Here is a 25,831-nt window from a genome sequence, read left to right as displayed (position 1 = left end):
AAGAATAAGAATTGCAAGGTTTGATTACCAAATAGGCATCAATTAACGAGGCCCACGGCTTTGATCCGATTCAATATTAAAATGGTCTCATCTTTAGAACCAAGAAGCGTATCTACCGTAAGATAAGGCTAACCGAACCATTATATAGAAAAGGCTAATTTACAGCATGTCTTTAGAAACCGAATCCCCAACCATTTCAACACGTGACGTTCTGCGCTGGGTGCGTTCATTACTGGCACATTACCCATGGCAAGTAGTGGGCGCCATTGCCGCCCTGTTGGTTGCTGCCGGCGCATGGTTAGTGCTTGGCCAAGGTATTAAAATGGCCGTAGACAACGGCTTTATACACAACAACGCAGACATGCTAAACCGCGCCGTTATTTTAGTTATGGTCATTACCGCCGTTGCTAGCATAGCAACCTACTTTCGTTTTTATTTAATGACTTGGCTTGGCGAACGGATTAGTGCTGATATTCGAACTTCGGTATTTCAACATCTATTGACCCTTCCCCCCTCCTTTTTTGCCCAGTTACGCACCGGTGAAGTGATATCTCGCTTTACCAGCGACACCACGGTTATCCAAACCGTTGTGGGCATGAGCTTATCCATGGCTATTCGCTCTGTTATCACCTTAAGTGGTGCTTTATTACTAATGGTTTTTACCAGCCCAGCGTTAACCTTGTGTGTTGTGCTTGCCGTGCCCACCATTCTTATTCCGATCCGCCTGTTGGCTCCCCAAGTGCGACTGTACGCGAAAAAAAGCCAAGATAGGATCGCCGACCTGGGTGCCCATATTGACCAAACCTTACATGAAATCATGACCGTACAAGCCTTTACCGCCGAACAGCAAGAAAATAACGCCTTTATCGAGGGCGTGGAGTCTGTCATGTCCACGGCGAAAAAGCGGATCCATTATCGCGCCCTGCTTATTGGTCTTATTATGTTATTTAGTTTAAGTGCCATTGTGATGATTGCCTGGTTTGGCGCCAGACAAGTTTTTACTGGTGCCATGACCGCCGGCGAATTATCCGCATTTCTATTTTACGCCGTGATGGCCGGAGGCAGTATTGCCACGGTAAGCGAAGTGATCGGTGAAGTACAACGAGGAGTAGGAGCCAGCGAACGACTGTTAGCATTGTTAGCCGCTGAACCGGATATTAAACCTGGCCCCATCAATGAAGACAAGATAGCCGCAACCCCTCCGGCAATTACGCTGCGAGATATCGCCTTTAATTACGGACATACCCCTTTATTTGAGCACTTCTCACTGACCATTGCGCCAGGAGAGAAGGTGGCTTTGGTGGGCGCAAGTGGCGCGGGCAAAACCACCTTATTCCAACTTTTACTCCGGTTTTACGATGTGCAATCCGGCGCCATTTTATTAAATCAAACGCCGGTAACTGACTTGTCATTAACCACCTTACGGAGCCACATTGCTATCGTCACCCAAGAACCCGTGGTATTGGCCGCTTCGGTGTTAGACAACATTCGTTACGGCAATAATCACGCCAGTGAAGAAGATGTGCGACAAGCCGCAAAATCTGCGTTCGCTCACGAATTCATAGAAGAGTTAGAAAATGGATACCACACCCAACTAGGAGAACGAGGGGTTAAACTGTCTGGCGGACAAAAACAACGTATCGCTATTGCTCGCGCATTACTGGCTGATCGCCCTATCCTTTTGTTAGATGAAGCCACCAGCGCACTAGACGCTCGCAGTGAAAAAATGGTGCAAGAGGCACTCAATAAATTAATGGAAGGTAGAACCAGTATTGTCATCGCCCATCGACTGGCAACGGTAAAACACGTTGACAGAATAATCGTTCTGGACAAAGGAAACGTTATAAATACAGGAAAACACGACGAACTCATGGAAAACGATATCCTGTACCGTGAGTACGCTGAACTGCAATTGCTAACCTGATGCCCCTATGGTGGTATAGGCTTAGGCAAATATAATGTTAATAAAATAATAGCGGTGTAAATTTTACGTTTCAGCTTAATAGAAGACGATAAATTTACGCCCCTCCAGTGGAACACAATACAATGCGATTAAAAACAGTAGCAATTTGTGCAATAGGATTGCTTTTTGCGACAGCCAGCCATCTTTCCAATGCCCAATACTTTGGTGATAAACAAGCCAAATTAGTGGTGTTAGACGAAGTGGTTTTTCAATACGAAAAACGCGATGTGGAAGCCGTTGGCACAGCCGAAGCGGTGCGTTCTATTGTGCTTTACCCGGCGGTAGCCGATGAAGTAACAGCGGTTAATTTTGTACCCGGACAATATGTCGAAAAAGGTAAGGTACTGGTTAAACTGGACGATCGTAGACAAGCCGTAGCGGTACGCCGTGCCGAACTACAACTGTTAGATGCAGAGCGCACGTACAAGCGTTTACAGGAAAGTCGTCAAAAAGGCGCGATTCCTCAAAGCGAACTGGATCTTGCAGAAACTGCTCGTGACCTCGCCAAAGTCACCCTAGAAGAAGCAAAAGCAGATTTAGAAGATCGCACCATCGCGGCCCCATTTAGCGGTGTGGTTGGCTTAACGGATGTGGAAGTGGGCGACCGCATTACAACCACCACGGCCATCACCACACTGGATGACCGAAGCAAACTCTTTATTGATTTTCGCGCGCCAGAAGCTGCGCTAAATGTATTGCTCAATGAACCCACCGTCACCTTAGAGCCCTGGAGTAACAGAACCAAAACCCTGCCAGCTAAAATTGCAGAAGTTGACTCCCGTATTAGTGAAGTAGATCGTACCTTACGGGCTCGCGCTATTTTAGACAATAATAGCGACAATTTTCGCCCGGGCATGAGCTTTAGGGTTAAGCTGGCAATTAATGGCAATGAGTTTGCTGCGGTCCCTGAAGCGTCTTTACTATGGGGCGCTACCGGCGCTTACGTATGGATCGCAGAAAACAACAAGGCCAAACGGGTAGATGTTAATGTCCACCAGCGATTACGAGGCGTAATTCTGGTTTCCGGCGACCTAGCGCCTGGCGACATGCTAATAGCCGAGGGCATCCAGCGATTGCGCGAAGGGCAACAAATAACCACCGAACTTGCTCAGGGTGTACAAAATGGTTAAACATTCTCAGCAAGTCGGCGATTTGCCGTCGGTTTCCATTCGCCGTCCGGTACTCATCGTTGTTCTTAATTTACTGATTATTATCGCCGGCTTTGCTGCGCTCAATGGTCTTGAAGTAAGAGAACTCCCAGATGTAGATACCCCCACCGTCACAGTAACGGCCGAATATCCAGGCGGCTCACCAGAAACCGTAGACTCGGAAGTCACTAGTCGCCTTGAAGGTGCCGTGGCCCGGGTCAGTGGCGTAAAAAATATTTATGCCCAAAGTGAAGAAGGCTCTGCCCGAGTAAGAGTTGAATTTCGTCCAGGCATCAATTTAGAAGATGCCGCCAATGAAACCCGCGAGTCTGTCAGTCGTGTCCAGCGTCAACTTCCTGAAGATGTAGAACAGGTATCCATTATTCGCGCCGACAATGATGCACAGGCTGTCGTTAGCCTTGCCGTATCAAGTAATACCCTCGATATGGAAACCCTAACTGAACGGGTAGATACAGATCTGGCTCCACTGTTTTTAAGTATTCCCGGAGTGGCAGACGTACAATTGGTTGGCGACCGCGCACGGATCTTACGGGTCTCTGTGGATCCTTTGCGCCTCACCAGTTTTAATTTATCCATGACAGACGTGGCCACGGCCCTTGAATTAGCTCCCTTTGATGTTCCCGCGGGCAGCATTCAGTCTACGGATCAATCCTTAATCGTGCGCGCCGATGCCACTTCCGTCACAGCTGACGATGTGGCCAGCATTGTGATTAGCGGCGATATTCAAATTCGTGACGTGGCCAGCGTGTATTTTGGTCCAGCGGACAGTACCAGTACTGTGCGTTTAGACGGCAAGCCAGTAATTGGTTTAGGGATCATCCGGCAGGCCAGTTCTAACACCATTGAAATTTCCGATGAAGTCATGACCATGGTCAACGACTTAAATAAACGCTTTACCGATATGAACATCGTGGTCACCGCCGATGATGCAGAATTTATTCGTGATTCTGTCAGTGAAGTGGTGACCTCGTTGAGCATTACCGTAATACTGGTGGTATTTACCTTACTGGTTTTCATCGGTTCATGGCGTGCTACCATTGTTCCGGCCTTGTCCATCCCCGTTTCTCTAGCGGGGGCCTTAGGCGTGATATGGCTACTGGGCTTTTCGGTGAATATTCTTACGTTACTGGCGCTGGTGCTGGCCACCGGCATGATTGTCGATGATGCCATTGTGGTATCAGAAAATATTCAACGTCGTCGAGGTATGGGACTAGGAGCCCGTGCTGCTGCCGTTATCGGTACAAGGGAAGTTTTCTTTGCCGTAGTGGCAACCACCGCGGTTTTAGCCTCTGTGTTTATTCCCATTGCATTTTTACCTTCCACAGCAGGTCGATTATTCCGTGAATTTGGCGGCGTACTAGCAGGGGCTGTGATTATTTCTTCCTTTGTGGCCTTGTCGCTAGTTCCAGCGCTGACAGCGCGGCTTCCGGTAAAGAAAAAACAGGGAGAAAGTACGTTTAACAAAACCTTGGGGCGCTTCGGTAATGGGTGCCTTCACCTTTATCAACGCTCGTTATTATGGTCGTTAAAGCATGGCGTGGTGGTGGTTTTACTCAGTTTAATTGCCGCAGCCGGTGCTTGGTTTACCGCGCAGCACATTAACAATGAATTACTGCCCAGTGAAGACAGGGGCACCATTCGCATTTTTGCCCGAGGACCCGATGGCGCAGGCATGAATTTTATGGATCGTCAGGCCCATAAAATGGAAGAAGTGCTTTATCCGTTTGTAGAAAACGGCACCGTTGATTCCATTTATACCGTGGTGGGTCGCTGGGATCCCAACATTGTCTTTGTCACTGTGCCTTTGAAGCACTGGGATGAGCGGGATCAATCCTTACAAGATATTGTGTCGCAAATTCGTCCCAAGTTACAAGCTATCCCCGGTGCGCCAGGAAACGCGTTTGGCGGCAATAGCCTGAACCTCCGCGGACAAGGGGGCGGACTAGAAGTCGCTCTCACCGGCAGCAGTTATGATGAAATTTACGATGCAGCCGTGGAATTTGCCGCTGCCATTGAAACCCAGATGCCTAAACTTGGTAGCCCTCGCATTAGCTACGAACCCACCCAACCCCAGTTGCGGGTGAATATTGACAGACGACGAGCAGAAGAGCTTGGGGTGCCACTTAGTGACATCGCCGCGACCCTAAGAGCGGCCGTTAATGGCGACGATATTGCCGACTTAAACGTGGGTGACCAAGCCATTCCTATTATGCTGCAATCTAGTGAGCGTAATACCAGTGCCCCTTCTGATCTTACTAGCCTGTATGTTAAGTCAACATCCGGCGCTCTTGTCCCCCTTTCTAGTGTTGCTTATATCACAGAAGAAGGTGTGGCGGCAGAACTAGAACGCCAAGCTCAACGTCGCGCGATTAAAGTAGAAATGGAACTGCCTGAAGATTTCCCCATCAACGAAGCGGTGGATAACATTCGGGCACTGGCCAGCGACAACCTACCTCCTGGCATTGGTCTGGTATTTTTAGGCGAAGCCCAGACGTTTGAAGAAACGTCAAAACAAGTAGCACTGACCTATGTGCTAGCCTTTATCATTGTTTTATTGGTACTGGCGGCCCAATTTGAAAGTCTCAATAGCGCCATTGTGGTTATGCTGACCGTTCCTTTCGGTATTGCTGCTGCTATCTACGCACTTTATTTAACGAACACCACCATCAACGTGTATTCCCAAATCGGGCTTGTGATGCTCATTGGCTTATTGGCGAAAAATGCCATTTTATTGATTGAATTTGCCGACCAACTGCGAGACAAAGGCCATTCGGTTTATGACGCCATCGTGGAAGCCGGTAAAGTTCGTTTACGGCCAATTATGATGACCTTGGTTTCCACTATATTAGGTGGACTACCACTTATTTTGTCCACTGGTGCGGGTGCTGAGGCCCGTAATGCCATAGGTTGGGTGGTATTCGGTGGGCTGGGTATTGCGGTGGTGTTTACCCTATATCTTACGCCTGTGCTGTATTTAGCGCTCGCGCGGTTTACCAAACCTCGTGCTGATGAAAGCAATCGATTAGAAGAAGAGTTAAACGACGCGGACAACAAGCAAATAGCCTAAGTCGGCTATGCACGAATAACCCAGCTCCCTAGGTAGGCCCTAGGGAGCTGGAGTAATATCAATTAGTTAAGTTCTGAAGCAGATAAAGGCTGTGCGCGATTCACCAGTGCTTTGGCTAGCACCTTGTGCGTTAACAACGAAAGCAGTTCGGTTTCTTCTTCACTACGCTCGCCATCTACGCCTGTGATGGTCATCGCAACTTCCAATGCTTTGTCTGCATTATATTGCAAGTCACTTTGCAACGTGTGCAAATAATGTTTCTCTTCACCCGCATCTAACACCTGTCGGGTCTGATAAATGGTTTCAGTAAAAAAGGCTTCTCGACATATCGGACTCTGCCAGTCGAGTTCGTTAATCATTTCCTCAAGGTAATCTTGTTCTGAAAGGGTAACCTTTCCATCTACCTGATATAACAATACAGATAGACGAATTAGCGCTTGGTTAAACGCCTGTTCATGGGACAACTGCATGATAATCTCCATTGTGTGCCATATGCCTTAACAGTCTGACAAATCTTGTTTATCAAAAACGCGTATCAGAATAACTCCGTTTCATGACACGCCTATTACGCATTGCTGCTACAAAAAGTTCATTATGTTACACGGTTGTTAATTATATGGATATTTTTGAAAAATGCACCCTACTTTTACGGGACTTTGGAGTATTTTTCACTTCCTTGAAAATTAACACTATGTTAACGCAAACCCAGTGTGACATCATTTATATAAAAATTACCTGAGAATATTCTGTCCGCTTGACCACTGGCATCTAAAGCAAAATAGGCTTTATCACTGTCATCGAGTGCCTGGTAGCCACCAATAACCTGATAAATCCACACTTCCGGATCAAAAGACAAATCATGCTCAGCATAATAATCCAATGCCGTCTGTGGCTGCCCCGAATCAATAACATCGCAAAAGAATGCATCCACCGCTTCATGGATGGGATCTTTGGCCAAAGTCACACTGCTTTGGGCGGTCACTTCGATTTCTTGGGCACTGCTACTTGCTCCATCATCCACTTTACGACGATGGATATCGGTCAGTGAGGCCACAATTTGCTGATATTCTGCCTCGTGCTCAACTTGATTAACATCCACACTGGCGACACTAAGCATATTTTCGGCCTGATTAAACAGAACCGGAACCTGACTCAGGTTTCCGTAGTTACTGGGGGTAAAGTCTGGTTGCTGCTCCATGTGTAAAATGAAACCTTTCAACAAGCGGGTACGCCCCTGAAACTCTCTGAATCGGCCGAGTAAATCTAACAGCCTCGCCTGCACCACAGACAACTCCTGAGCTGCACTGGCAAAACTCTGTTGTAATGCGACCACAAGCAAATGACGAAGTTCCCGATTACTGCCCGCCAGTTCACTTAATTGGTCAAAGTGAAAACTTTCCAATTGTTGAAGCAAATCACTGACTTGCCCTTGCGCCAGTTCATTCTCGCGAATTTTGGCATCAACAGAAGAGACATAGCCAAACTCGTTATTTATGCGGCTAAAAAGCACCCTAACACTGTTAGAAAGAGATTCAGTAAGCTGATAGACATGTTCGGTAAGATCGCCCATATGAGCGTGGGCTTCGTTAAAACGATTATAGTGCAACGCCTCTTTATAATGCTCAGCTAACGTACGCAAACTGGCAAGAGAGGCGGTAATATTGGTGTTAATTGTGCGGTTACGATCGTCCTGTAAGCTCCCTTCTAACAAGGCTCTTACTGCATTTTTGAGGCGCAATGGGCTTTGGGGATCGGGTCGCCACAACACACCGAGTTGCACTAACTGGTCAAGGATCTTACGGCTGTAATCACTTTCATTTATGGCCCCGTTGATATAAGCATGCATGATCAGATCGCTATGACGCCCTAATGCATTAAGGAGCTTTGTTCCGGCTTGTATCAACACCTGGCTCATATCAAACTGCCCTGCTGCACCGCAGCTTCTGCCTGTTCAGATAAAGACAGTGACTCGGTTTCATCGACAAATTTAATCATCTCGTAAAGGTGTTCGACTTTACCTGTTACCAAGTAAATTTGTTTTTCGTTATTTGGCTTAATTAAATATCCCATATCAGTGAGGCGCTTAAAAACCTGTTTTAACTGCCCATCCAGATTCATACTGGTGGAGTTAAATAACCGATATCGAGAGATTTTCTCTAGTTGTTCAGCATAGGCGGGGGTGTCTTCAATAACGCCTTGTAATTCATTTAAGCGAAGAGCGTTACCCAAGGTAACGGGTAAGTCTGATTCACTGGCCTGCTGTACCAATAGCAGCCACTCCACTAAGGGAACTAAGGCAGAGGCGGTTTCTTGAAACTGCTGTGTCAGGGCCTTTCGTTCCTCGTCACCAATGGTAAGGTAAGCGGCAAAAAACACCTCTCCTTCCCCCGTAGAGGCGAGGGTACGATTTAGCACATTTAAATGTGGCTCTAGCTTGTCTGCATTTTCTCGGCTTTTTAAAAATCGCCAGCCTTCTTCATCGCTAACCTGACAGACAAAGCGACCTTTTAGCAACGCACTTAATACACGGCCTTGTTCTGACATCATAATGACGCCTCCTGTTCACGACGGGCTTTGATCCTTTCTGCAATGGCACTCACTTTGGGTTCTACCACCTGTAACTGCCGGCTTACCTTATCGATAAGATATCGATTTGCAAACAGGGTTAGCACATCAGATTCCGGATTGGGAAACGCCCCTACCACAGAAATATTATTGTTCTGACACGCATCAAAAATTTTCTTCACGTTACTTTGGTGCAAGGTGCCAAGTTCATCAATGGGCCAATGAATGGTGGTATCGGCTTCTCCCCGTAATAAGCGGGTGAAGGCCAATAGAAACTTACATAAAATAAGGTACGCCATACCATGACTGGACGACTCGTTGAGTTGCCTGTCAGTGCGGATCACCAAGTCGCTATTGCCTTCTCTAAGATGCAATTCGATATCCAGCAGTTTACTGATGCCACCGGTTAATGCTGCCCGGCCCAAAATATCGAGCACTCTGCGCATACTTTGGCCGTATTCTTCATCGGGTAAGACATTGGCGCCTTCCGCCATCCACGCATCATAAAGCGACCGGAATTGTTCCAACTCAGGCCAAAATTCCAGTTCGCTAATTCGTGAACGAATTTTCACTGCAGAATCCGAAACACCATCTAAAAAGAGTTCGCCATCCACTTCTTTGGTAATACGACGACTTTGGCTGACGATACGTTTGTCGATATCCGCTAACACAAAATAATACTGGCTTAGATCAGCGCCAAAGATGCGCCCTTGCTCTTTAAGCCCTTGTAGTTTTTGCGGCACGATGACATTGAGCAGTTGAGATAAATGGGACACCATACGTCGGTGATCCACCCCTTTTACCCCTTGGGCATTCATGGTGGTGCATTCATCCCGGGCTCGTTCCCACGTATCTGATAATCCGGTGCCCGCTTGCGCGGCAATAAGCTGGTCAAAACGTTCTACATAGGCTTTGACGTTGGCCAACAAGGTATCCCGCTCCTGTAAGGCACTTTGAACCTGGGATAACCGCTGATTAACGGCTAATTCATCATGACTTACCGATGCGTCCACCTGGCCTTTGGGCAGCGGCAATCGAGCCAGCGTTTTTGTGAAATTCACAACCTGATCATATTGCTCTGATGCGGTTTTCAGTTGTCGTTGTAACTGCTCAAGCTGTTCTTTAAGGGTCTCTCGTACTTCTCGATAGGCCGTTTGCTGCTGGGCCAGGCTTCGCTCTGCGTCTGCGAGCTCTTTGCGGGCTTTTGATAAACTATTTTGCCAACTTATTTTATGACCCGTAAATACTGTCTCGTACCAACGTTCGTAATCCACAACTTTATGGCGATGGCTTTCTGTACGATAGATATCTTCTTTTAACGCTTTGATGCGTTTTTTCAACGCACCAATTTCATCCACATCTACACCACGATTATTCAACTCGTTTTCTAGCCACTGTTCCACATCGCGACGATCTTTTGCCGCGGTATCTTTGGCCTTCCGCATATCAGCGTCCAGTTGACTTATCCGTGCGTCTGTATCAGAAATCAATTGTTGCCAATGGAAGCGATGTTCCGTTTCTGTTTCCCGTTGCTGATCTTTAATTTCGTCTCTATCTAACTCAAACTGCGCCAGCAATTTCTTGCGGGCTTTAATGTTGTCGTCCAGTTTACTGCGGGCTTTTTGTTTCCGTTCTGACAACGCCTGCTGATATTCACTCAACACCGTATCTTTGTCTTGCTGAGCCCGTTTGCGAGTGGCTTGTGCACTACGAACGGCGTTGTCTTTTTGACTCATCGCCAGTTCGGCATTGCGCACATCTTCGTTGGCCTTAGCCAACTGTGCTTCACAGGTATTTTGTACTTCTAACGCGGCACTTAATGCTTCTTCTGCGTTTTTCAGTCGTACTTTTAGTTCTTGTTCTGTATTAGCGTAATCGGGGGTTTCTAGCGTATCTAGCGACAACGACAGGCCAAACAAACTGGCACCTTCTGCCAATTGAGGGCCGAGGTCTTTTCGTTCCAGTAATTCTGGGCGCAGAACTTTACCAACATTTTGTTCCCAGTTTTCAATATTGGCCCGTAAAAATTCCAGCAACGAGCCTTCACCTGGATACAGCAATTGATGAATATGCTCTACTTGTTTTTCTGCTTGCTGATGCCGTAAGCGCGCTTTATCCAAAGCCGTTGATGCACTCTGGCGTTCCTGCACCGCTTGAGTGTGCAATTGTTGAGCTTGACGATACTCTGTACGCATAGCGTCTTCGTTAATGCCTGCTTCCTTAATGGCGGCATCAAGAATATCTAGCTGAGATTGCTCAAATTCGTTATAACCGGCATTATTCAGCCCCGCTTTAAACTCAGCTTCCGCCACTTTTAAATCACTCAGAGCGGTCTGATGATTCTGGGTTAACAGCTGCAGTTGTTGCGCAAAGTCATCACGAATTTGCTGTAACGCATTGCGTTCTTTATCCTGAAGATCACTGCGCTTATCCGCAGCTTCTTGTCGACTGGCTGACAACTGCTCTAGCGTTAAACTTAACCTTTCCCCTAGCTCAGCTATACGGCGGTTAAATGCGGATTCCATGTCCTGATGTTTTTCTGTTAGCAAGGTATAGCGACCAGACACCGTCTCTAGTTCGTTTTGCCACTGACCTAGGTTCGCCACATCATCTTTGAGCTGTTCTATGTCTTGTTCTTGCCAGCTTTGGAATTGCGCTTCTACGGCATCCAGTTCAGCGGTGTATTTTTCTACATCCGCACGGGCTGATGACACGGTCTGGTTTAGTTCATCCCGAGATTTTGACCACTGACTTTCATTTTGTTTGCTATTAAATTGATTCTCTTCGAGTTCGCCTTTGGCTTTTTCCACCACGGCGGACAGCGCTGATTTATCTGTCTCAAATGCCAACTTAAGCTGAGCCAATTGTGTTTCTGTGGTACCTAAGGCCATGTCCGCTTGTTCAAGCTTGGCAAATTCGGGACGAATGCCATCAAACTGTTTAATTAACTGACACTCCCGCAGCCAATCATCTACTCGATTGCGGCTTAGATTTGACGCCGGTGGCTGCACGCCATCTTCCTCTAAAATGGCGGCGATCATGGCCTTGATGGTCTCCATCTTGCCTTCTTTTGAATGTACCGCTTTGGCCAGTTTTTCTATATGGCGTACATGCAGATTTGGCGGACATAAACTGAAAATACGTGCGTAACCTAATAGCTCTCGAGCGGTACTGCTTTGATTCAATACCCCATGGTCATTTTGTAAAATGGCACGGTAATCTTTGGTAGTGAGCAAACTGGTCACTAACACATTATTACGCTTCATTGCCCGGGCTAATTCCGCACTGGTGATACTGGTGCGCGTACCGTTTTTCTCCGGCAATAAATAATCATCAATATCAAAGGGCTTACCAATAAATCGGTAATTTACCCCGGTACCATTGGAGCTCAAAACGGCCTGACACAAATCGCCCTCAGCACGGGTGAATTCATAGATAATAAAACTGGAGGTGCGTGGTAAGTACCAGCGCTCGAAGCTGTCCCGAGTGGAAGGCACTACGCGACTGGGGTATTCACCGTAAAAAACCGGGATAAGCCGTTGCAGCGTTGTTTTACCCGAGGCATTGGTACCACAAATATTGGTGTGCCCATCCAGTTTTAATTCGACCACTCCGGGGAGGTGCGTATCGATAAGTATGATGCGTTTTAAACCGGCCATAATTTTCCTGTTGTCGTATTGGCGCTGAACATTTTTTTTCGAATTTTATGCCAATATAGGTCATGCTAGAACGATAAGGCAGGTAGCTATATGCCCTGCGAGCGAGTGGCGTCCGTACGTCTTGCGCTCAATAGTATCGTCGTTTTTAAGGGTAAGCAGTGTAGTATGAAATGACGGGGATGCCCAGTCTCACCGACTCTGACAATAAGGTTGCTAGGGTCAACTGCCCACATTTTAACCATGCAAATAAAAAACGCTGCGAAAGCAGCGTTTTTTATCTTGTATTAGCGTGGTGGGAACATACCACCACCACCGCCCATGCCGCCACCCGGTGGCACCATGCCTTTCATCTGGCGCATCATTTTTTTCATTCCGCCTCCAGACATTTTTTTCATCATTTTCTGCATCTGTGTAAACTGCTTAAGCAAGCGATTGACATCTTGTATTTGGGTACCAGAACCTGCGGCAATACGACGTTTACGAGAGCCTTTAATAATTTCGGGCTTAGTACGTTCACCGGGGGTCATGGAATTAATAATGGCTTCCATCTGGGTAAATTGTTTGTCATTGGCCTGATCTTTAATTTTATCGGCCATGCCTCCCATACCCGGCAGTTTATCCATCAGCCCCATCATGCCGCCCATATTGCGCATTTGTTCTAGCTGCTCTTTGAAGTCTTGTAGATCAAAGCCTTTGCCCTTTTGGACCTTTTTCGCTAACTTTTGCGCTTTGTCTTTATCAACCTTACGCTCGACTTCTTCAATAAGGCTAAGCACATCGCCCATACCAAGTATGCGTGATGCAATACGCTCAGGATGGAAAGGTTCAAGGGCATCGACCTTCTCCCCCATACCGATAAATTTAATGGGTTTGCCGGTGATCTTACGTACCGAAAGGGCCGCACCACCTCGGGCATCGCCATCCGCTTTAGTCAGAATAACCCCAGTCAGCGGCAACGCATCATTAAAAGCTTTTGCCGTATTGGCCGCGTCTTGACCTGTCATGGCATCTACCACAAATAAGGTTTCGACGGGTTTAACTGCAGCATGTAGCCCTTTGATCTCATCCATCATGTCTGCATCAACGTGCAAACGTCCGGCCGTATCCACTAACAAGACATCGTAAAACTGTTTACGAGCAGCGTCGATGGCCCCATTAACGATATCAATTGGCTTTTGATCGATAGATGATTCATGAAAACCCACGCCCACTTCTGTGGCCAAGGTTTCAAGTTGTTTTATGGCGGCAGGACGATAAATATCGGCACTCACTACCAATACTTTTTTCTTTTCCCGCTCGGTGAGGTATTTAGCCAGTTTACCCACACTGGTTGTTTTACCGGCACCTTGTAAGCCGGCCATAAGCACAACCGCTGGTGGCTGGGTAGATAAATTCAGTTTTTCATTGGCTTCGCCCATGACAGACTCAAGTTCTGACTGTACGATTTTAATGAAAACCTGACCTGGCTTAAGAGATTTGCTGACTTCTGCGCCAACGGCTCGGCTTTTAACTTGGGCGACAAATTCTTTTACCACTGGCAGCGCAACGTCTGCCTCAAGAAGTGCCATACGCACTTCTCTTAGTGTGTCTTTAATATTGTCTTCTGTGAGTCTGCCACGACCGCTGACGTTTCTTAACGTCTGGCCAAGGCGTTCAGATAAATTCTCAAACATATAAGGCAGCTTCTTTTTACTGTAAATGAAAAATGTTGCCCACATTATAGCGAAAAAGGCGGTGACAACGAACTATGATTACGGTATCTGGTCATATATTGTCTTAAACCGCTTAAAATCAATGGTTGTTGTTGAATTTTATAAGCAGTTGCAGTAACAATACGGGCATTGATCTTTCAGGCAGACGAAAAATCGTGGCCAGATCACCGTATCTACGATTATTCATAATTAACGAGTGTCTTTTTACGCACGTTTCAAAATCATAAAAATAACAGATTCAGCGTTAATAGGTTTCAGACAGGAATTGGGATGACCACCGTATTTGCCATCACCGGTATTGTATTTTATCTTGCCGCCGCCGCCTTGTTTATGGGCAAAATTGTCAATCAACAGAGTGCGAATAAACGCTTAGCCCTTATCCTCGCCATTTTAGGCGCGCTTTGTCATATCAGTTATTTGTCCCAAGCCATCGTTGTGGCCCCAGGGCAAGATATGAGTATTACTAATGTTCTATCTTTGGTGGCATGGCTCATTGCGGTGTCCATGCTGATTAGCGCGTCGGTGATGCCCAATATTATATTGCTTCCTGTGGTATTTAGTTTTTGTGCTATGACCATTATTGCTGCGCTACTGTTACCCGTACGCCATATCATGCACATTGAAATGCAACCTGGCTTGGTGATCCATATCACCCTGTCCTTATTTGCTTACGGTACCCTGGTCATTGCCTTCCTGTATGCGCTACAAATGTCGTTTATTACCCGTAAATTAAAACAAAAAGGCGCTGCACTGCTACATTCTCCCCTGCCCCCGCTCATGTTAGTAGAGGGCATGCTATTTAAGTTATTGCTAGTGGGCACCGGTTTGCTCACCCTTGCGTTGGTCAGTGGCTTTGTTTTCCTAGACGATATGTTCGGCACGACCTATGCGCACAAAACTGTGTTGTCGCTCATTGCGTTAGTGGTGTATGCCATCTTATTGATAGGCCAACGACTTCGAGGCTGGCGCGGTCGCCAAGTTATTATTCTTACGGTTATTGGTCTGGCATTACTTACTCTCGCCTATTTCGGTAGCCGTTTTGTTCGTGAAATTCTGTTATAATGCAGCCAACATCATTTAAAGGGGCATTTTTTGCCTCTTTACGATAAAGATTAACCCTAATACTTGAAACCCACTTGCAGAGTAACTAAATTGGATAGTCCGGCAAGGTAAAGGAACCCATTTTTTGGACGACATATCAACCAGTACGCTCTTTATTGCATTAGGTGTACTCATTTTTCTATCCGCCTATTTCTCTAGTTCTGAAACAGGCATGATGTCAATTAACCGATATCGGCTAAAGCACCTTCATAATGAAGGTAATCGCGGAGCAAAACGGGTACAAAAATTACTCGAACGACCTGACCGCCTCATTGGCTTGATTCTCATCGGAAACAACCTGGTTAATATTGCCGCATCATCCATTGCCACTATTATATGCACCCGCTTGTTTGGTGATTATTGGGGCTTTTTTGCCACTACCTTTGGTTTAACCCTTATTCTGCTTATTTTTGCAGAGGTGACACCGAAAACCCTCGCCGCCTTATATCCAGAGAAAATTGCGTTCCCTAGTTCATTAATTTTGCTGCCTCTTTTGTTTATTCTGTATCCGTTTGTTTGGCTTATAAACGGGATTACCAACAGCATTTTATTTCTACTTAGGATTAATCCAGCCAACGGTAATGATGACTCCCTTAGCCAAGATGAATTACGAACGGTGGTGTACGAAGCGGGAACCTTGATCCCGAAAAAACACCAAGACATGCTGGTGGGTATACTCGATTTAGAAAAAGTCACGGCTGAAGATATTATGGTGCCGCGGGCAGAAATTGTCGCCATAGATATCAATGACGATTGGAAAACCATTCAAAAACAACTGACACATGCACAGCACACCCGTGTGCTGCTTTTTCGGGATAGCATTGACGATGCAGTGGGCTTTGTTCACGCTCGTGATGCCTTACGGTTGTTATCGAAAGATCAGTTCACCAAATCCAGTCTACTACGAGCAGTAAGAGAAATTTACTTCACCCCTGAATCCACGCCACTGCATACCTTGATGTATAAATTTCAAGCTGAAAAAGAGCGTATTGCTCTGGTTGTAGATGAATACGGCGACATCATGGGCTTGGTCACATTGGAAGATATTCTCGAGGAGATCGTGGGCGATTTCACCACATCTATGGTGCCAGATCATAGTAAAGAAGCCAATGTACAACAGGATGGCAGTGTGCTGGTTGATGGCAGTGCCAATGTTCGTGATCTCAATAAAGAAATGGACTGGCATTTACCTCTCGATGGTCCAAAAACACTGAACGGCTTGATCTTAGAATATTTGGAAGAAATACCGGAACATCAGGTGAGTGTTCGATTGTCGGGTTATCCGATGGAAATTGTGGATATTAAAGATAATATGATTAAAACCGTGCGGATCCTGCCTGACTACTTTATGGCTTCTGGCGAAAACCAATCTGAATACTAGTCTTTGTTCCCTTTTGCGCGACGGGCAAGGGCCTGAGCCTTGGCTGCCGCCACTTTTGATGACAGCGAAGCAAGCTTGCCCATAATCTCTTTTAATTCTTCATCGTTTCTGAGATCCGCTTCGGCCATATGACTTTCAAGTGACCGTCGAAGCATGTCAGGGATAGATTTTGTTGCCATCAGAATACTGCCTCACGCAGTCCAATACACCTCTCACTAAAGTGGTTATCGGAAGAAAAACAATATTCTTAAGGTGAATTGGCAGATCTTTTCAAATAATTTACGAATTAGCTATACCGTTCCTTGGTAATGACTCAGTAATCTACCCCTTCGGGCGGCAGCATTATAGCTCACTACCGCCACCGAGCCAGTAGCAAAGAGGCTATTGACTGGCGTGGCACAGACCTCGTCCACAAAGTAACTCACAAACGGCATGTGACTCACCAACAAAATAGTGGAAACCGGCGTAGTTCGGCTTTGCGATGAGGCAATAAGGGTATTAACGTAATCATGAGCCAGTTGTGGGTTCGCTTCCGGAACAATATCGTCGGTTTGCATGGACTTAGCGATGGAAAAATCTAAACTTAACATGTCATAGGTTTGACGGGTGCGCCGATATGGGCTCACTAAAGCCAAATCTATCTTACGATGGCGACAGTAATTTTCGATAAGCCATCCTGCCGACTGTGACACCTGGTGTCGACCATGTTCGGTAAGCTGGCGGCTTTTATCATCGATACGCAGTGATTCCGCTTCACCGTGCCGCATTATTAACATTAAAGTGTCATCGTTGGTTTTTTGACGTGGCATAACTTAATGAATATGATGAAAGACTTCGGTCTAACCTTAGCAGACCCAGTCAGCGTAGCCTAGTATAAATATACAAGACTTTAGGCCAAGACGCCGTAAGTAGGCCATCAGGGGAACATGTTGTAGTGGAGATTCCCGAAAAATGCAGTAAAACAGATAAAAAAGAGAGCATTTTGACAACATCAATAAACCTAGAACAGGCACAATTCGTGACCCTCGAGAATGGTCTTCGCATCTTGATATGCGAACAGAACCTTACCCCTTCTACGTTTGTTTCAATGTCGGTAAAAGCGGGGCATTTTTACGATCCCGATTGCTGCCATGGCTTATCTCATTTACTTGAACACATGATGTTTTTGGGCAGTCGACACTTACCCAAACCAAATAGCATCAATGACATGGTAGAAAAAGCAGGCGGTAATATTAACGCCTGGACTGGCACCGAGTTCGCCAATTATCATTTCAGTTGCCACAGTGAGCAACTGGACAAACTGCTACCCGCATTCAGTGATATGTTGCGCTTACCGCTACTTGATAAAGCCACACTAAACAAAGAAATTAATGCCATTGATGCTGAATTTCAGTTTAAGCGGAAAGATGACTTACGACGGCTATACCAAATCCACAAAGAAACGGCGAATCCCGCTCACCCTTTCAGTAAGTTTTCCGTGGGTAATGCCAGTATATTTCGAGCGCTACCTGAAAACGAACTACATCAGCAACTGCATGCCTTTCACAGTCAATACTATGTCGCTAAGAATATGGCATTAACCGTATTTACCAGCGAAAAAGCCGATAGAGTCAAAAATATCATTACCCACAGTTTCTCGGCTATCAAAGCAGGAGACAGCGCAGCTGAATCATGGCCAGCGTTATACACCGATGACCAGTTGGCGGTGGAAATTAATATCGAACCGTTACAATCGGCAAGGCGCATGATTGTTACCTTTGCTTTACCCGGTTTGCATCACGATTTTCGTACGAAGCCTTTAAATTACTTAAGTCATTTACTTGGTGATGAAGGTGAAGGCAGTCTTCTGGCTTACCTAAAAAGTAAAAACTGGGTCACCAACCTTATTGCAGGCAGTGGTATTGAAGGGAAGGATTTTAAAGACTTTAATGTCAGCTTTCAGCTAACCCGATCAGGTCTTGAGAACAAACAGCATTTATTAGAAGCGCTTTTTTCATATATCCGTTTAATTCAAAATTCCGTGGACGAAAAGTGGCGCTACCAAGAAAAGGCACACTTAGGGGCGCTCGCTCACGAATTTGAAGACAACCCAAAACTGCAAGCGATGGCTTGTGAGTATGCTCAGCATTTATTTTATTATAAAGAAGAAGATATCAGACAGTTTAAAATTATCATCGACAATTTTGATAAAACAAAAATAGCCGAGGCACTCAGTTACTTTACTCCCAATAATATCCGTATAAAACTTATCGCTCAAGGGCTACCCACAGATACCACTTGTCAGCATTATGACGCTCGATATCAACTGCGGCCGCTGTCACCGTCGGTACTTGAAGCCCTATGTCATCCGCCAACCATCAATGCACTGACGCTACCTCCGCCCAACCCCTATTTAGGCATGGATTACCATTTAGCGTTGCCGGAAACCGATTACTTATCGCCTAAGACCCTCATTGATAGCCCCCATATGAAGTTCTGGTTTGCACAAGACGATGTATTCCATAACCCAAAGGGCGATATTTATGTGTCATTCGATACCCAAGCCCTAACCGATGATCTTCATGCCGTGGCCGCCAAGCGAATATGGTTATCCGCATTAAACGATTTCCTTCAGGCTAAATATTATCGAGCAGAAATTGCTGGGTTGCATTACCGTATCTACGGCCATCAAGCGGGTTTTACCTTACATACCCGTGGCTTTTCGAATAATCAATCGAAACTGGCATTACAGCTGCTCGAAACCATCCATGAATTCATGCCAGATCAGCAGCAGTTTGAGCGAGTTAAAGCTATGCAGATACAAAGCCTGCAAAATGCATTAATGAACAAACCAACAAACCGCTTATTTTCTCGGCTAAGTGTTATCGTGCAACGCAATACCCAAGCCCCCATCGAGCTGCTAAAAGCAGTGGAGGCTTGTACCTATAAGTCCATGACTTCCACCTGCTTAGCCGCCCTCAAACATTACTATGTCGAAAGTTTCATGCATGGTAATTGGTCAAAAGACGAAGCCTGTCAATTTGCCAATCAATTAGCGGAAAATTCAATTGGCGCAACGGGAAAAGCCCTTACTCGCTCGGTATCTCAATTACCAGTAGGGGAAGCCTTGTATCACGAAGTACCCTGTGATCACCCCGATGCTGCGGTAGTACTGTATTTACAAGCGCCCAGCAATAGTATTAAAGATACAGCCATGTGTATGGTGTTAGAACAAATGTTAGCGGCTCCCTTTTTCAATGTGCTGAGAACCGAAAAACAGCTAGGCTATGTGGTGGGCACAGGGTATGTCCCCCACAACCAGCATCCGGGAATGGCGTTTTACATTCAAAGCCCAACCCATGCCCCTGATGTGTTATTAAAAGAAATGACCACCTTTTTGTTTGAACAACTCAATGAAATTGATTTTTACCAGTTTTATTGGTCCACCATACAAAAAAACTTGCTTAAACAATTAGAAGAGCGGGATCTTTCCTTATCGATGAAGTCCCAACGTTTATGGGGAGGATTAGGTTCTCAAGAAACCCAATTCGACCGCAATCAAAAACTGGCCAGTGAAATCAATCAGACATCATTTACAGACATCCAACATTATGCCAATGCTCTGGCGAAGCGAACGCTATTTGGGGAACTTGTGCTTTACGCTTCCGGCGGGTTTTCATCCATGTCGGTGCCTGCGGAACGTAGCTTAACCAACCTAGCTATGTTTAAAAAAAATACACCTTATTTTCCTATCCCCTAACAATTATCAATGTGTAAACTTTTCGGTGCCTATTTAATAGACGCATAAATAGGCCTGCGGCAAAAAAACTTGTAGCAGATCGCATATTTCGGCATATTGGGACTTCGGTTTGTTCGAACGCTGCCGATAATAATAAACAATAATGATAAAATAACATCGCCAAAGGTGTATTGGTGCGCTCAACCATTAACTGGTCTTTTTTCTGTTTGACCATACTGCTCGGATGTCTTTTCTCGGCAGGTAGCCAAGCTGTGTCTATTTCAGACATCTATTTTCAAAATATTGAGCAAAAAGATGGTATTACTGACCACACCATCTTGGACATTGAAGAAGACAAAGACGGCATTTTATGGTTTGCCACAGTTACAGGTCTTCACCGCTATACCGGTTACGAATCAGATGCTAAGCAATACCACCCTATTCCCAGTGATCCTAAATCCCTTCCCTCGGCCTGGATTAGCGACTTATTTGTAGATGGGCAAGGCACATTATGGGTAGGCACAGACAAAGGGTTGGCCCGGTATAATCCAGAACTAGACAACTTTGATACCATCCCATTTGAAGGCGAAGACCCCGAATCACACTACGTTACCACCATTACCACCGATGAAAATGGACGATTATTGGTCAGTACCTATAATCAAATTTATCGCTTAACCCCAGATGGTAACGTACTGATCCCCGCGTTTCGTGGCACAACCTTGCCTGATGATATGACGGTTATTTTCAACGAGCAACACCGCCTTTGGATTGGAACGAAAAGCCATGGCGCGTACATTCTTAATAAAAATAGCGATAAGATTTACGCTTTAAAGCAAGCCAATCCCTATGGCTATGCAGTAGATAAAAGTAGAATCAATGATATAGAGATTATCAACGGTGAGTACTGGTTAGCGACTATTGATGGTATTGTTACAATCACCAATGGTGGTGACGAAAATGAAATTGGAAGCAGCGCTAATCATTCAGACATATCCATCGGCAATGTAACTGCCATCAAGCAATCAGGCGATTTGGTCTGGATAGGCACATACGATGGCATCGCCATTTACGACACTCGTCATAAAAATTTTGTGGCATCCGGTCCACAAACGATTGGCCTAACCGGCCTCACCGAAAAAATCATCTTTAGTATTCAAGTCGATTCCCAAGGGGCCATCTGGGCTGGTACCTACGCTGGCTTATTCCGCTATCAACCCGAATTAAGTGCGGTACGCACGTTTAGCAATAAAAAAGCCTTTCAAAAAGCAGACATCTCCTCCACCATCTGGGCCATTGATGAAGACCAAGTAGGCAATTTGTGGTTTGTTACTCAAAATGAAGGTATAGGCAGATTTAATAGACAACTAGGCACCATAGATTATTTTTTAACAACAGAACAAAACTATTTTTGGGATCTGATTATTGATGACTATGGCCGACTCTGGATCGCTAGTTCAAACGGTGTTCGCGTTTTCGAAGTTAGACATAATAGGCTAGTAAATGTACAAACATTGTTTGAAGGTAAATTCATTGAGCGTTTATATTTCGACGGCCGCAATATTTGGCTAAATACAGAACAGAATATCCTAGCGTCCATACCGACAGATATATTTAATACTCGCTCGGAATCCCTCAAGGATGAAACAGCACTGATTCATCAATATTCAATTAATGACGTTACTGAGGCGTTCGCTCCAATATACAGCGATAACGAAGAGCGTATCTGGCTGTCGACCAAAAACGGCATCGCGGTATTCGACCCTTTAACCGACAAAGTTGTTAAAAATATTGGCCGTAATAACTCGTTAAGTTTTAATGCTGTCAATATTTATTACTGGCGAAATTATTATTGGATAACCACCTTTTACCACGGCATTATACAAGTCAATGCCCACACACTTGATGTAGAAAAAATACAAGGGAAAACATCCAATGATGGCGTAACTTTTTCTTCAGTGGGCCGAAATGACTCTATTTGGTATACCAACCGATTAGGTATTACCCGGGTCGATTTATTTTCCCTTACCGATGCAGAAACCATTCCCCGTGAAGCCATAAATGGCAATGATTTTAGCGAAAGTGCGTCTTTGGTAACGGCAGATGAAGCCTTGGTGTTTGCTGGGGTAAAAGGCTTTAATATATTGAAAAAATCATTTCTAGATGAAAAAGCAATGAATAAATCGGTAACTCGCCCCCCCAAACTGCTTGAGTTACAAGTATTTGGTAACACCACCAAAACTGAACAAAACACCTTAGCCGCGCCAAATCACACTAGCTTACTGCACAAAGATGCCCTGTCGCTGACCTATGATGAATCCCGCTTTAGTATCACCTTTGCCTTGATTAACCCAATTACACCGGAAAACGTGATTTACCGTTATCGAATGAAGGGCAATTTAGATGAATGGTTCCCTGCCGATAACACTCGTATCGCGCAGTTTAATAATATTCCCTTCGGTAATTATGAGTTTGAAGTACAGGCTAAAGAAGGTGACAGTAATTGGTCAGATTCCAGCACCTTAACCATTACCATTGGCCGTCCATTCTGGCTTCATGGAGCAGCGTTAGTCTTTTATAGTCTTATTGTTATTCTTGTGCTTTTTTATTTACTACGCCACTATCAAATAAGAAAACAAAATCAGCGCGTTATAAAAGAGTCTGAAGAGCGATTAAAACTTACCCTATGGAGTTCCGGCGACGAACTATGGGATTGGGATGTCTATCGCGGTCAAGTATACCGGTCTAATACCTGGGGGACCCTTGACTTCCCCCAAGATAATATTCGTACAACCAGTGCCTATGATGCCAATATTCATCCCAATGATATGCTACGGGTTCAAGATGCTCTAAAAGCACATTTGGAAGGCAAATCGGAATTCTACGAACTCGCTTATCGTGCCAAAACCTTTTCCAATGCATGGATATGGGTATTAGATCGGGGCAAGGTGGTACAACGGGATCACAACCAACAACCGGTGCGCATGACTGGCACGCTGAAAAATATACATCACCTAAAAGAAGCAGAAGAACAACTTAACCTGTTTAAACGCTCTATTGAAAATATTTCCGAAGGGGTGTTTATTACTGATACCAATTTCCGTTTTATTTCAGTGAACAACGCCTATTGTGGCTACACTGGGGAAAGCCGGGATCAAGCACTCGCTTCCTATATGTACTTTAATCAATACCCCGATGCCTTTACCGATGAAATAAAGAAAACCCTACGCACCAAAGGGAATTGGTTTGGCGAGGTTGAATCTGTGCGAATGAATGGCGAACGGTACGAACTCGAACTCAACATTGATGCGGTTCATGATGACGATGGCCGCATTAGTCATTTTGTTGGCGTATTTTCTGATATTACATCTCGTAAAAGCACAGAAAAAGAGCTACTTAAACTGGCCAATACCGACCCCCTTACCGAGCTACCTAACCGCTCGTTTTTCCAAGCCAGTCATCAAAACCTGGTACGAAAGGCCGCATCCCATGCCCTGCTATGTTTGGATATGGACAACTTCAAAAAAATTAATGACTCATTAGGCCACCAAACCGGCGACGTGTTGATAAAACAGATAGCCAAACGGTTGCAGCGCATTACCGGCACTTCTGCTACCTGCTATCGACTGGGGGGCGATGAGTTTAGTGTGTTGATGGAAGATCATGCCGACATCCATACCATTACCCACTTTGCCCAAGATATTCTTGATAACCTCTCACGGCCTTTTATTATCAACAAACAAGAGTTTGTCCTTGGAGCCAGTGTGGGGATCGCCTTTTACCCTGATGATGGTAAATCGCCACAGGAAATGTTGAAAAATGCCGATACGGCCATGTATTTTGCTAAAAATAATGGTGGCAACGCCTATAAATTCTTTAGCGGTGAAATGAATCAAAATGCCGTACGTCAATTACAAATAGAAAACCTAATCCGTCAAGGAATAAAAGACGACTTGTTTACGGTTTACTACCAGCCCAAAGTCGATATTGCGTCGGGTAAATTAGTCAGTATGGAGGCGCTAGTGCGCTTCGAACACCCGCAAAAAGGCATCGTCAGCCCTGGCCAGTTTATTCCCTTAGCAGAACAAACCGGTCAAATTGTAGAAATTGGCGAGCAAGTGTTACGCAAAGCATGCGCAGATACGAAGCGCTGGGTAAATGCCGGTTTATTCTCAGGCCGAGTTGCGGTAAATATATCGGCCAAACAGTTTGAATTGCCAAATCTTGATGATCGCATTGAACGGATCCTACAAGAAGTAGGTTTATCGCCCTTACACCTAGAGTGTGAAATTACCGAAGGCACCTTGATGGAAAACCCAGAGCAAGGCCTGGCGTTAATGAAGCGCTTGCGCGACCGAGGGATCCACCTAGCCCTCGATGATTTTGGCACCGGCTACTCTTCCCTCGCCTATTTAAAACGCTTTCCGTTAAATACGTTAAAAATCGACAAAGCATTTATTGACGATATCGCCGAAAGCAGCACAGACCGGCATATGACTGCCGCTATTATTAATATTGCCCATAATTTGGGGCTAAAAGTGGTCGCTGAAGGCGTAGAGGAAGAAAAACAACTGACAATACTTCGACGCTATGAATGTGAAATGTTGCAAGGCTACCTTTACAGTAAGCCGCTCAATGCCACTCGATTTGAAAAATTATTGCAGGAAAATCAAAAACTTTACAACCTCATAGGCCACCATTCCTTATAAGTCAAGTTTCTGACGCCTTTTCTTATCTTGCAACTTTCGTCTAATCCCCGCTTGCACCGAACAAAAAATGAACACTGTAAGCCACTGATTTATAAGAAATAAAAAAATATCTCTAATTGATATTATACTTTTGGCGTATGTTGGCACGCATATGGCTATATCTCTGATAACACTGACAAAGATTGGTGTTGTTTGTTCAAATAAAAAAATCAGAGGATATAAAAATGTTAAAAGCATATGCAGTAGCACTGGTACTTTCGACAACAGCTCCAGTAGTAACAGCGGAACAAGGCGCCAAGCCTTTAGACAATACACAGGAAGCGGCCACTCAATATCAAAAAGTATTGCCATGTAAATGGTTAAATGCTTGCCCTGGAGAAAAGATTAATTAATGTCAGTTAATTGTTCCAAAGAAAAAAGGCTGGGTGACCAGCCTTTTTTGTCTCTCGCCGTTAATTTTTTCGCACATCAAGCCCCGAATACCGGTCTGCCATATCCAGCGATTTGACGCCACAGTAAGTAGCGCTTCATATTAAATAAAGGAAATAGCATCGGACCAAACACCAGCCCACCTAGCGCCCACTTTCTCGGGTTCATGCCTGCTTTGAATGCTTCAACATAAAAAAGCAATCCGCAGCTTAAGAACACCAGTAAAAAGAAAAACGTGAATGCCATAAATTTACCTACTTCCAATTCGTCAATAGATTGACTAATAGTTGAACAATAAGGGCGAATTTTACTCATTAGAAATCTAAAAACCAGTAATTTGCCATAAAAGTGACAAAAA

General features: G+C 45.2%; 16 protein-coding genes. 8 read left to right on the top strand and 8 right to left on the bottom strand.

The genetic code is table 11. The features are described 5' to 3' along the window. The first annotated feature begins 166 nt into the window (after nt 1-166). From KO501_RS03980 to KO501_RS03970, 3 genes are all read left to right on the top strand, one after another. Complete coding sequence (locus KO501_RS03980; RefSeq protein WP_216028363.1) at nt 167-1,924, top strand: ABC transporter transmembrane domain-containing protein; 1,758 nt, start codon at nt 167-169, stop codon at nt 1,922-1,924. 122 nt (nt 1,925-2,046) lie between these two features. Further along, nucleotides 2,047-3,093 (top strand): efflux RND transporter periplasmic adaptor subunit, encoded by a 1,047-nt coding sequence (locus tag KO501_RS03975; RefSeq protein WP_216028362.1) that lies wholly within the window; start codon nt 2,047-2,049, stop codon nt 3,091-3,093. Continuing rightward, the gene (locus KO501_RS03970; protein ID WP_216028361.1) at nt 3,086-6,199 is read left to right on the top strand and encodes an efflux RND transporter permease subunit; all 3,114 of its coding nucleotides are present in this window, start codon (nt 3,086-3,088) and stop codon (nt 6,197-6,199) included. The genes KO501_RS03975 and KO501_RS03970 overlap by 8 nt, the downstream gene beginning before the upstream one ends. Before the next feature lie 62 nt (nt 6,200-6,261). Here KO501_RS03970 and KO501_RS03965 read toward each other — a convergent pair whose 3' ends face one another. From KO501_RS03965 to ffh, 5 genes are all read right to left on the bottom strand, one after another. Next, entirely contained in the window at nt 6,262-6,669 is a 408-nt protein-coding gene (locus KO501_RS03965) for a TerB family tellurite resistance protein (protein ID WP_216028360.1), read from the bottom strand. 224 nt (nt 6,670-6,893) lie between these two features. Further along, nucleotides 6,894-8,114, bottom strand: coding sequence for a phosphoenolpyruvate carboxylase (locus tag KO501_RS03960; RefSeq protein WP_216028359.1), 1,221 nt, complete (start codon nt 8,112-8,114; stop codon nt 6,894-6,896). Continuing rightward, a complete protein-coding gene (locus KO501_RS03955; RefSeq protein ID WP_216028358.1) occupies nt 8,111-8,746 on the bottom strand; it encodes a hypothetical protein in 636 nt (211 codons plus the stop codon). Before KO501_RS03955 ends, KO501_RS03960 begins: the two co-directional genes overlap by 4 nt. Then, nucleotides 8,743-12,423, bottom strand: coding sequence for an ATP-binding protein (locus KO501_RS03950; protein ID WP_216028357.1), 3,681 nt, complete (start codon nt 12,421-12,423; stop codon nt 8,743-8,745). The genes KO501_RS03955 and KO501_RS03950 overlap by 4 nt, the downstream gene beginning before the upstream one ends. 284 nt (nt 12,424-12,707) lie before the next feature. After that, on the bottom strand, nt 12,708-14,096 hold the full coding sequence (gene ffh, locus KO501_RS03945) for a signal recognition particle protein (protein WP_216028356.1): 1,389 nt from the start codon (nt 14,094-14,096) through the stop codon (nt 12,708-12,710). Nucleotides 14,097-14,405: 309 nt separating this feature from the next. Between ffh and ccsA the strand changes: the two genes are divergently transcribed. After that, nucleotides 14,406-15,197, top strand: a complete 792-nt coding sequence (gene ccsA, locus KO501_RS03940) for a cytochrome c biogenesis protein CcsA (RefSeq protein ID WP_216028355.1) — start codon at nt 14,406-14,408, stop codon at nt 15,195-15,197. A gap of 124 nt (nt 15,198-15,321) precedes the next feature. Beyond that, on the top strand, nt 15,322-16,617 hold the full coding sequence (locus tag KO501_RS03935) for an HlyC/CorC family transporter (protein ID WP_216028354.1): 1,296 nt from the start codon (nt 15,322-15,324) through the stop codon (nt 16,615-16,617). On the opposite strand, the gene KO501_RS03930 is transcribed toward KO501_RS03935, so the two are convergent. Both KO501_RS03930 and KO501_RS03925 read right to left on the bottom strand, forming a co-directional pair. Beyond that, nucleotides 16,614-16,796 (bottom strand): hypothetical protein, encoded by a 183-nt coding sequence (locus tag KO501_RS03930; RefSeq protein WP_216028353.1) that lies wholly within the window; start codon nt 16,794-16,796, stop codon nt 16,614-16,616. The two genes, KO501_RS03935 and KO501_RS03930, sit on opposite strands and share 4 nt — an antisense overlap. Nucleotides 16,797-16,907: 111 nt before the next feature. After that, the gene (locus KO501_RS03925) at nt 16,908-17,393 is read right to left on the bottom strand and encodes a histidine phosphatase family protein (RefSeq protein ID WP_252728153.1); all 486 of its coding nucleotides are present in this window, start codon (nt 17,391-17,393) and stop codon (nt 16,908-16,910) included. A 206-nt stretch (nt 17,394-17,599) separates the two neighbouring features. On the opposite strand from KO501_RS03925, the gene KO501_RS03920 reads away from it, so the two are divergent. From KO501_RS03920 to KO501_RS03910, 3 genes are all read left to right on the top strand, one after another. After that, nucleotides 17,600-20,356 (top strand): insulinase family protein, encoded by a 2,757-nt coding sequence (locus KO501_RS03920; protein ID WP_216028351.1) that lies wholly within the window; start codon nt 17,600-17,602, stop codon nt 20,354-20,356. A 173-nt stretch (nt 20,357-20,529) separates the two neighbouring features. Next, a complete protein-coding gene (locus KO501_RS03915; RefSeq protein ID WP_216028350.1) occupies nt 20,530-25,044 on the top strand; it encodes an EAL domain-containing protein in 4,515 nt (1,504 codons plus the stop codon). A 224-nt stretch (nt 25,045-25,268) separates the two neighbouring features. After that, nucleotides 25,269-25,436 (top strand): hypothetical protein, encoded by a 168-nt coding sequence (locus KO501_RS03910; RefSeq protein ID WP_216028349.1) that lies wholly within the window; start codon nt 25,269-25,271, stop codon nt 25,434-25,436. Nucleotides 25,437-25,512: 76 nt separating this feature from the next. On the opposite strand, the gene KO501_RS03905 is transcribed toward KO501_RS03910, so the two are convergent. Then, complete coding sequence (locus tag KO501_RS03905) at nt 25,513-25,788, bottom strand: hypothetical protein (RefSeq protein ID WP_252728151.1); 276 nt, start codon at nt 25,786-25,788, stop codon at nt 25,513-25,515. Nucleotides 25,789-25,831: the final 43 nt, after the last annotated feature.

The organism is Alteromonas sp. C1M14, from assembly GCF_018860965.1.
GTDB lineage: Bacteria > Pseudomonadota > Gammaproteobacteria > Enterobacterales > Alteromonadaceae > Alteromonas.
The sequence above is the reverse complement of the archived record's forward strand: the minus strand, read 5'-3'. Positions and strand labels throughout refer to the sequence as shown.

What these genes read in the sequence shown, in the direction of transcription:
- KO501_RS03980 (WP_216028363.1), top strand. Translation starts at nt 167, where the DNA reads ATGTCTTTAGAAACCGAATCCCCAACCATTTCAACACGTGACGTTCTG.
- KO501_RS03975 (WP_216028362.1), top strand. Translation starts at nt 2,047, where the DNA reads ATGCGATTAAAAACAGTAGCAATTTGTGCAATAGGATTGCTTTTTGCG.
- KO501_RS03970 (WP_216028361.1), top strand. Translation starts at nt 3,086, where the DNA reads ATGGTTAAACATTCTCAGCAAGTCGGCGATTTGCCGTCGGTTTCCATT.
- KO501_RS03965 (WP_216028360.1), bottom strand. Translation starts at nt 6,669, where the DNA reads ATGCAGTTGTCCCATGAACAGGCGTTTAACCAAGCGCTAATTCGTCTA.
- KO501_RS03960 (WP_216028359.1), bottom strand. Translation starts at nt 8,114, where the DNA reads ATGAGCCAGGTGTTGATACAAGCCGGAACAAAGCTCCTTAATGCATTA.
- KO501_RS03955 (WP_216028358.1), bottom strand. Translation starts at nt 8,746, where the DNA reads ATGATGTCAGAACAAGGCCGTGTATTAAGTGCGTTGCTAAAAGGTCGC.
- KO501_RS03950 (WP_216028357.1), bottom strand. Translation starts at nt 12,423, where the DNA reads ATGGCCGGTTTAAAACGCATCATACTTATCGATACGCACCTCCCCGGA.
- ffh (WP_216028356.1), bottom strand. Translation starts at nt 14,096, where the DNA reads ATGTTTGAGAATTTATCTGAACGCCTTGGCCAGACGTTAAGAAACGTC.
- ccsA (WP_216028355.1), top strand. Translation starts at nt 14,406, where the DNA reads ATGACCACCGTATTTGCCATCACCGGTATTGTATTTTATCTTGCCGCC.
- KO501_RS03930 (WP_216028353.1), bottom strand. Translation starts at nt 16,796, where the DNA reads ATGGCAACAAAATCTATCCCTGACATGCTTCGACGGTCACTTGAAAGT.
- KO501_RS03925 (WP_252728153.1), bottom strand. Translation starts at nt 17,393, where the DNA reads ATGTTAATAATGCGGCACGGTGAAGCGGAATCACTGCGTATCGATGAT.
- KO501_RS03910 (WP_216028349.1), top strand. Translation starts at nt 25,269, where the DNA reads ATGTTAAAAGCATATGCAGTAGCACTGGTACTTTCGACAACAGCTCCA.
- KO501_RS03905 (WP_252728151.1), bottom strand. Translation starts at nt 25,788, where the DNA reads ATGAGTAAAATTCGCCCTTATTGTTCAACTATTAGTCAATCTATTGAC.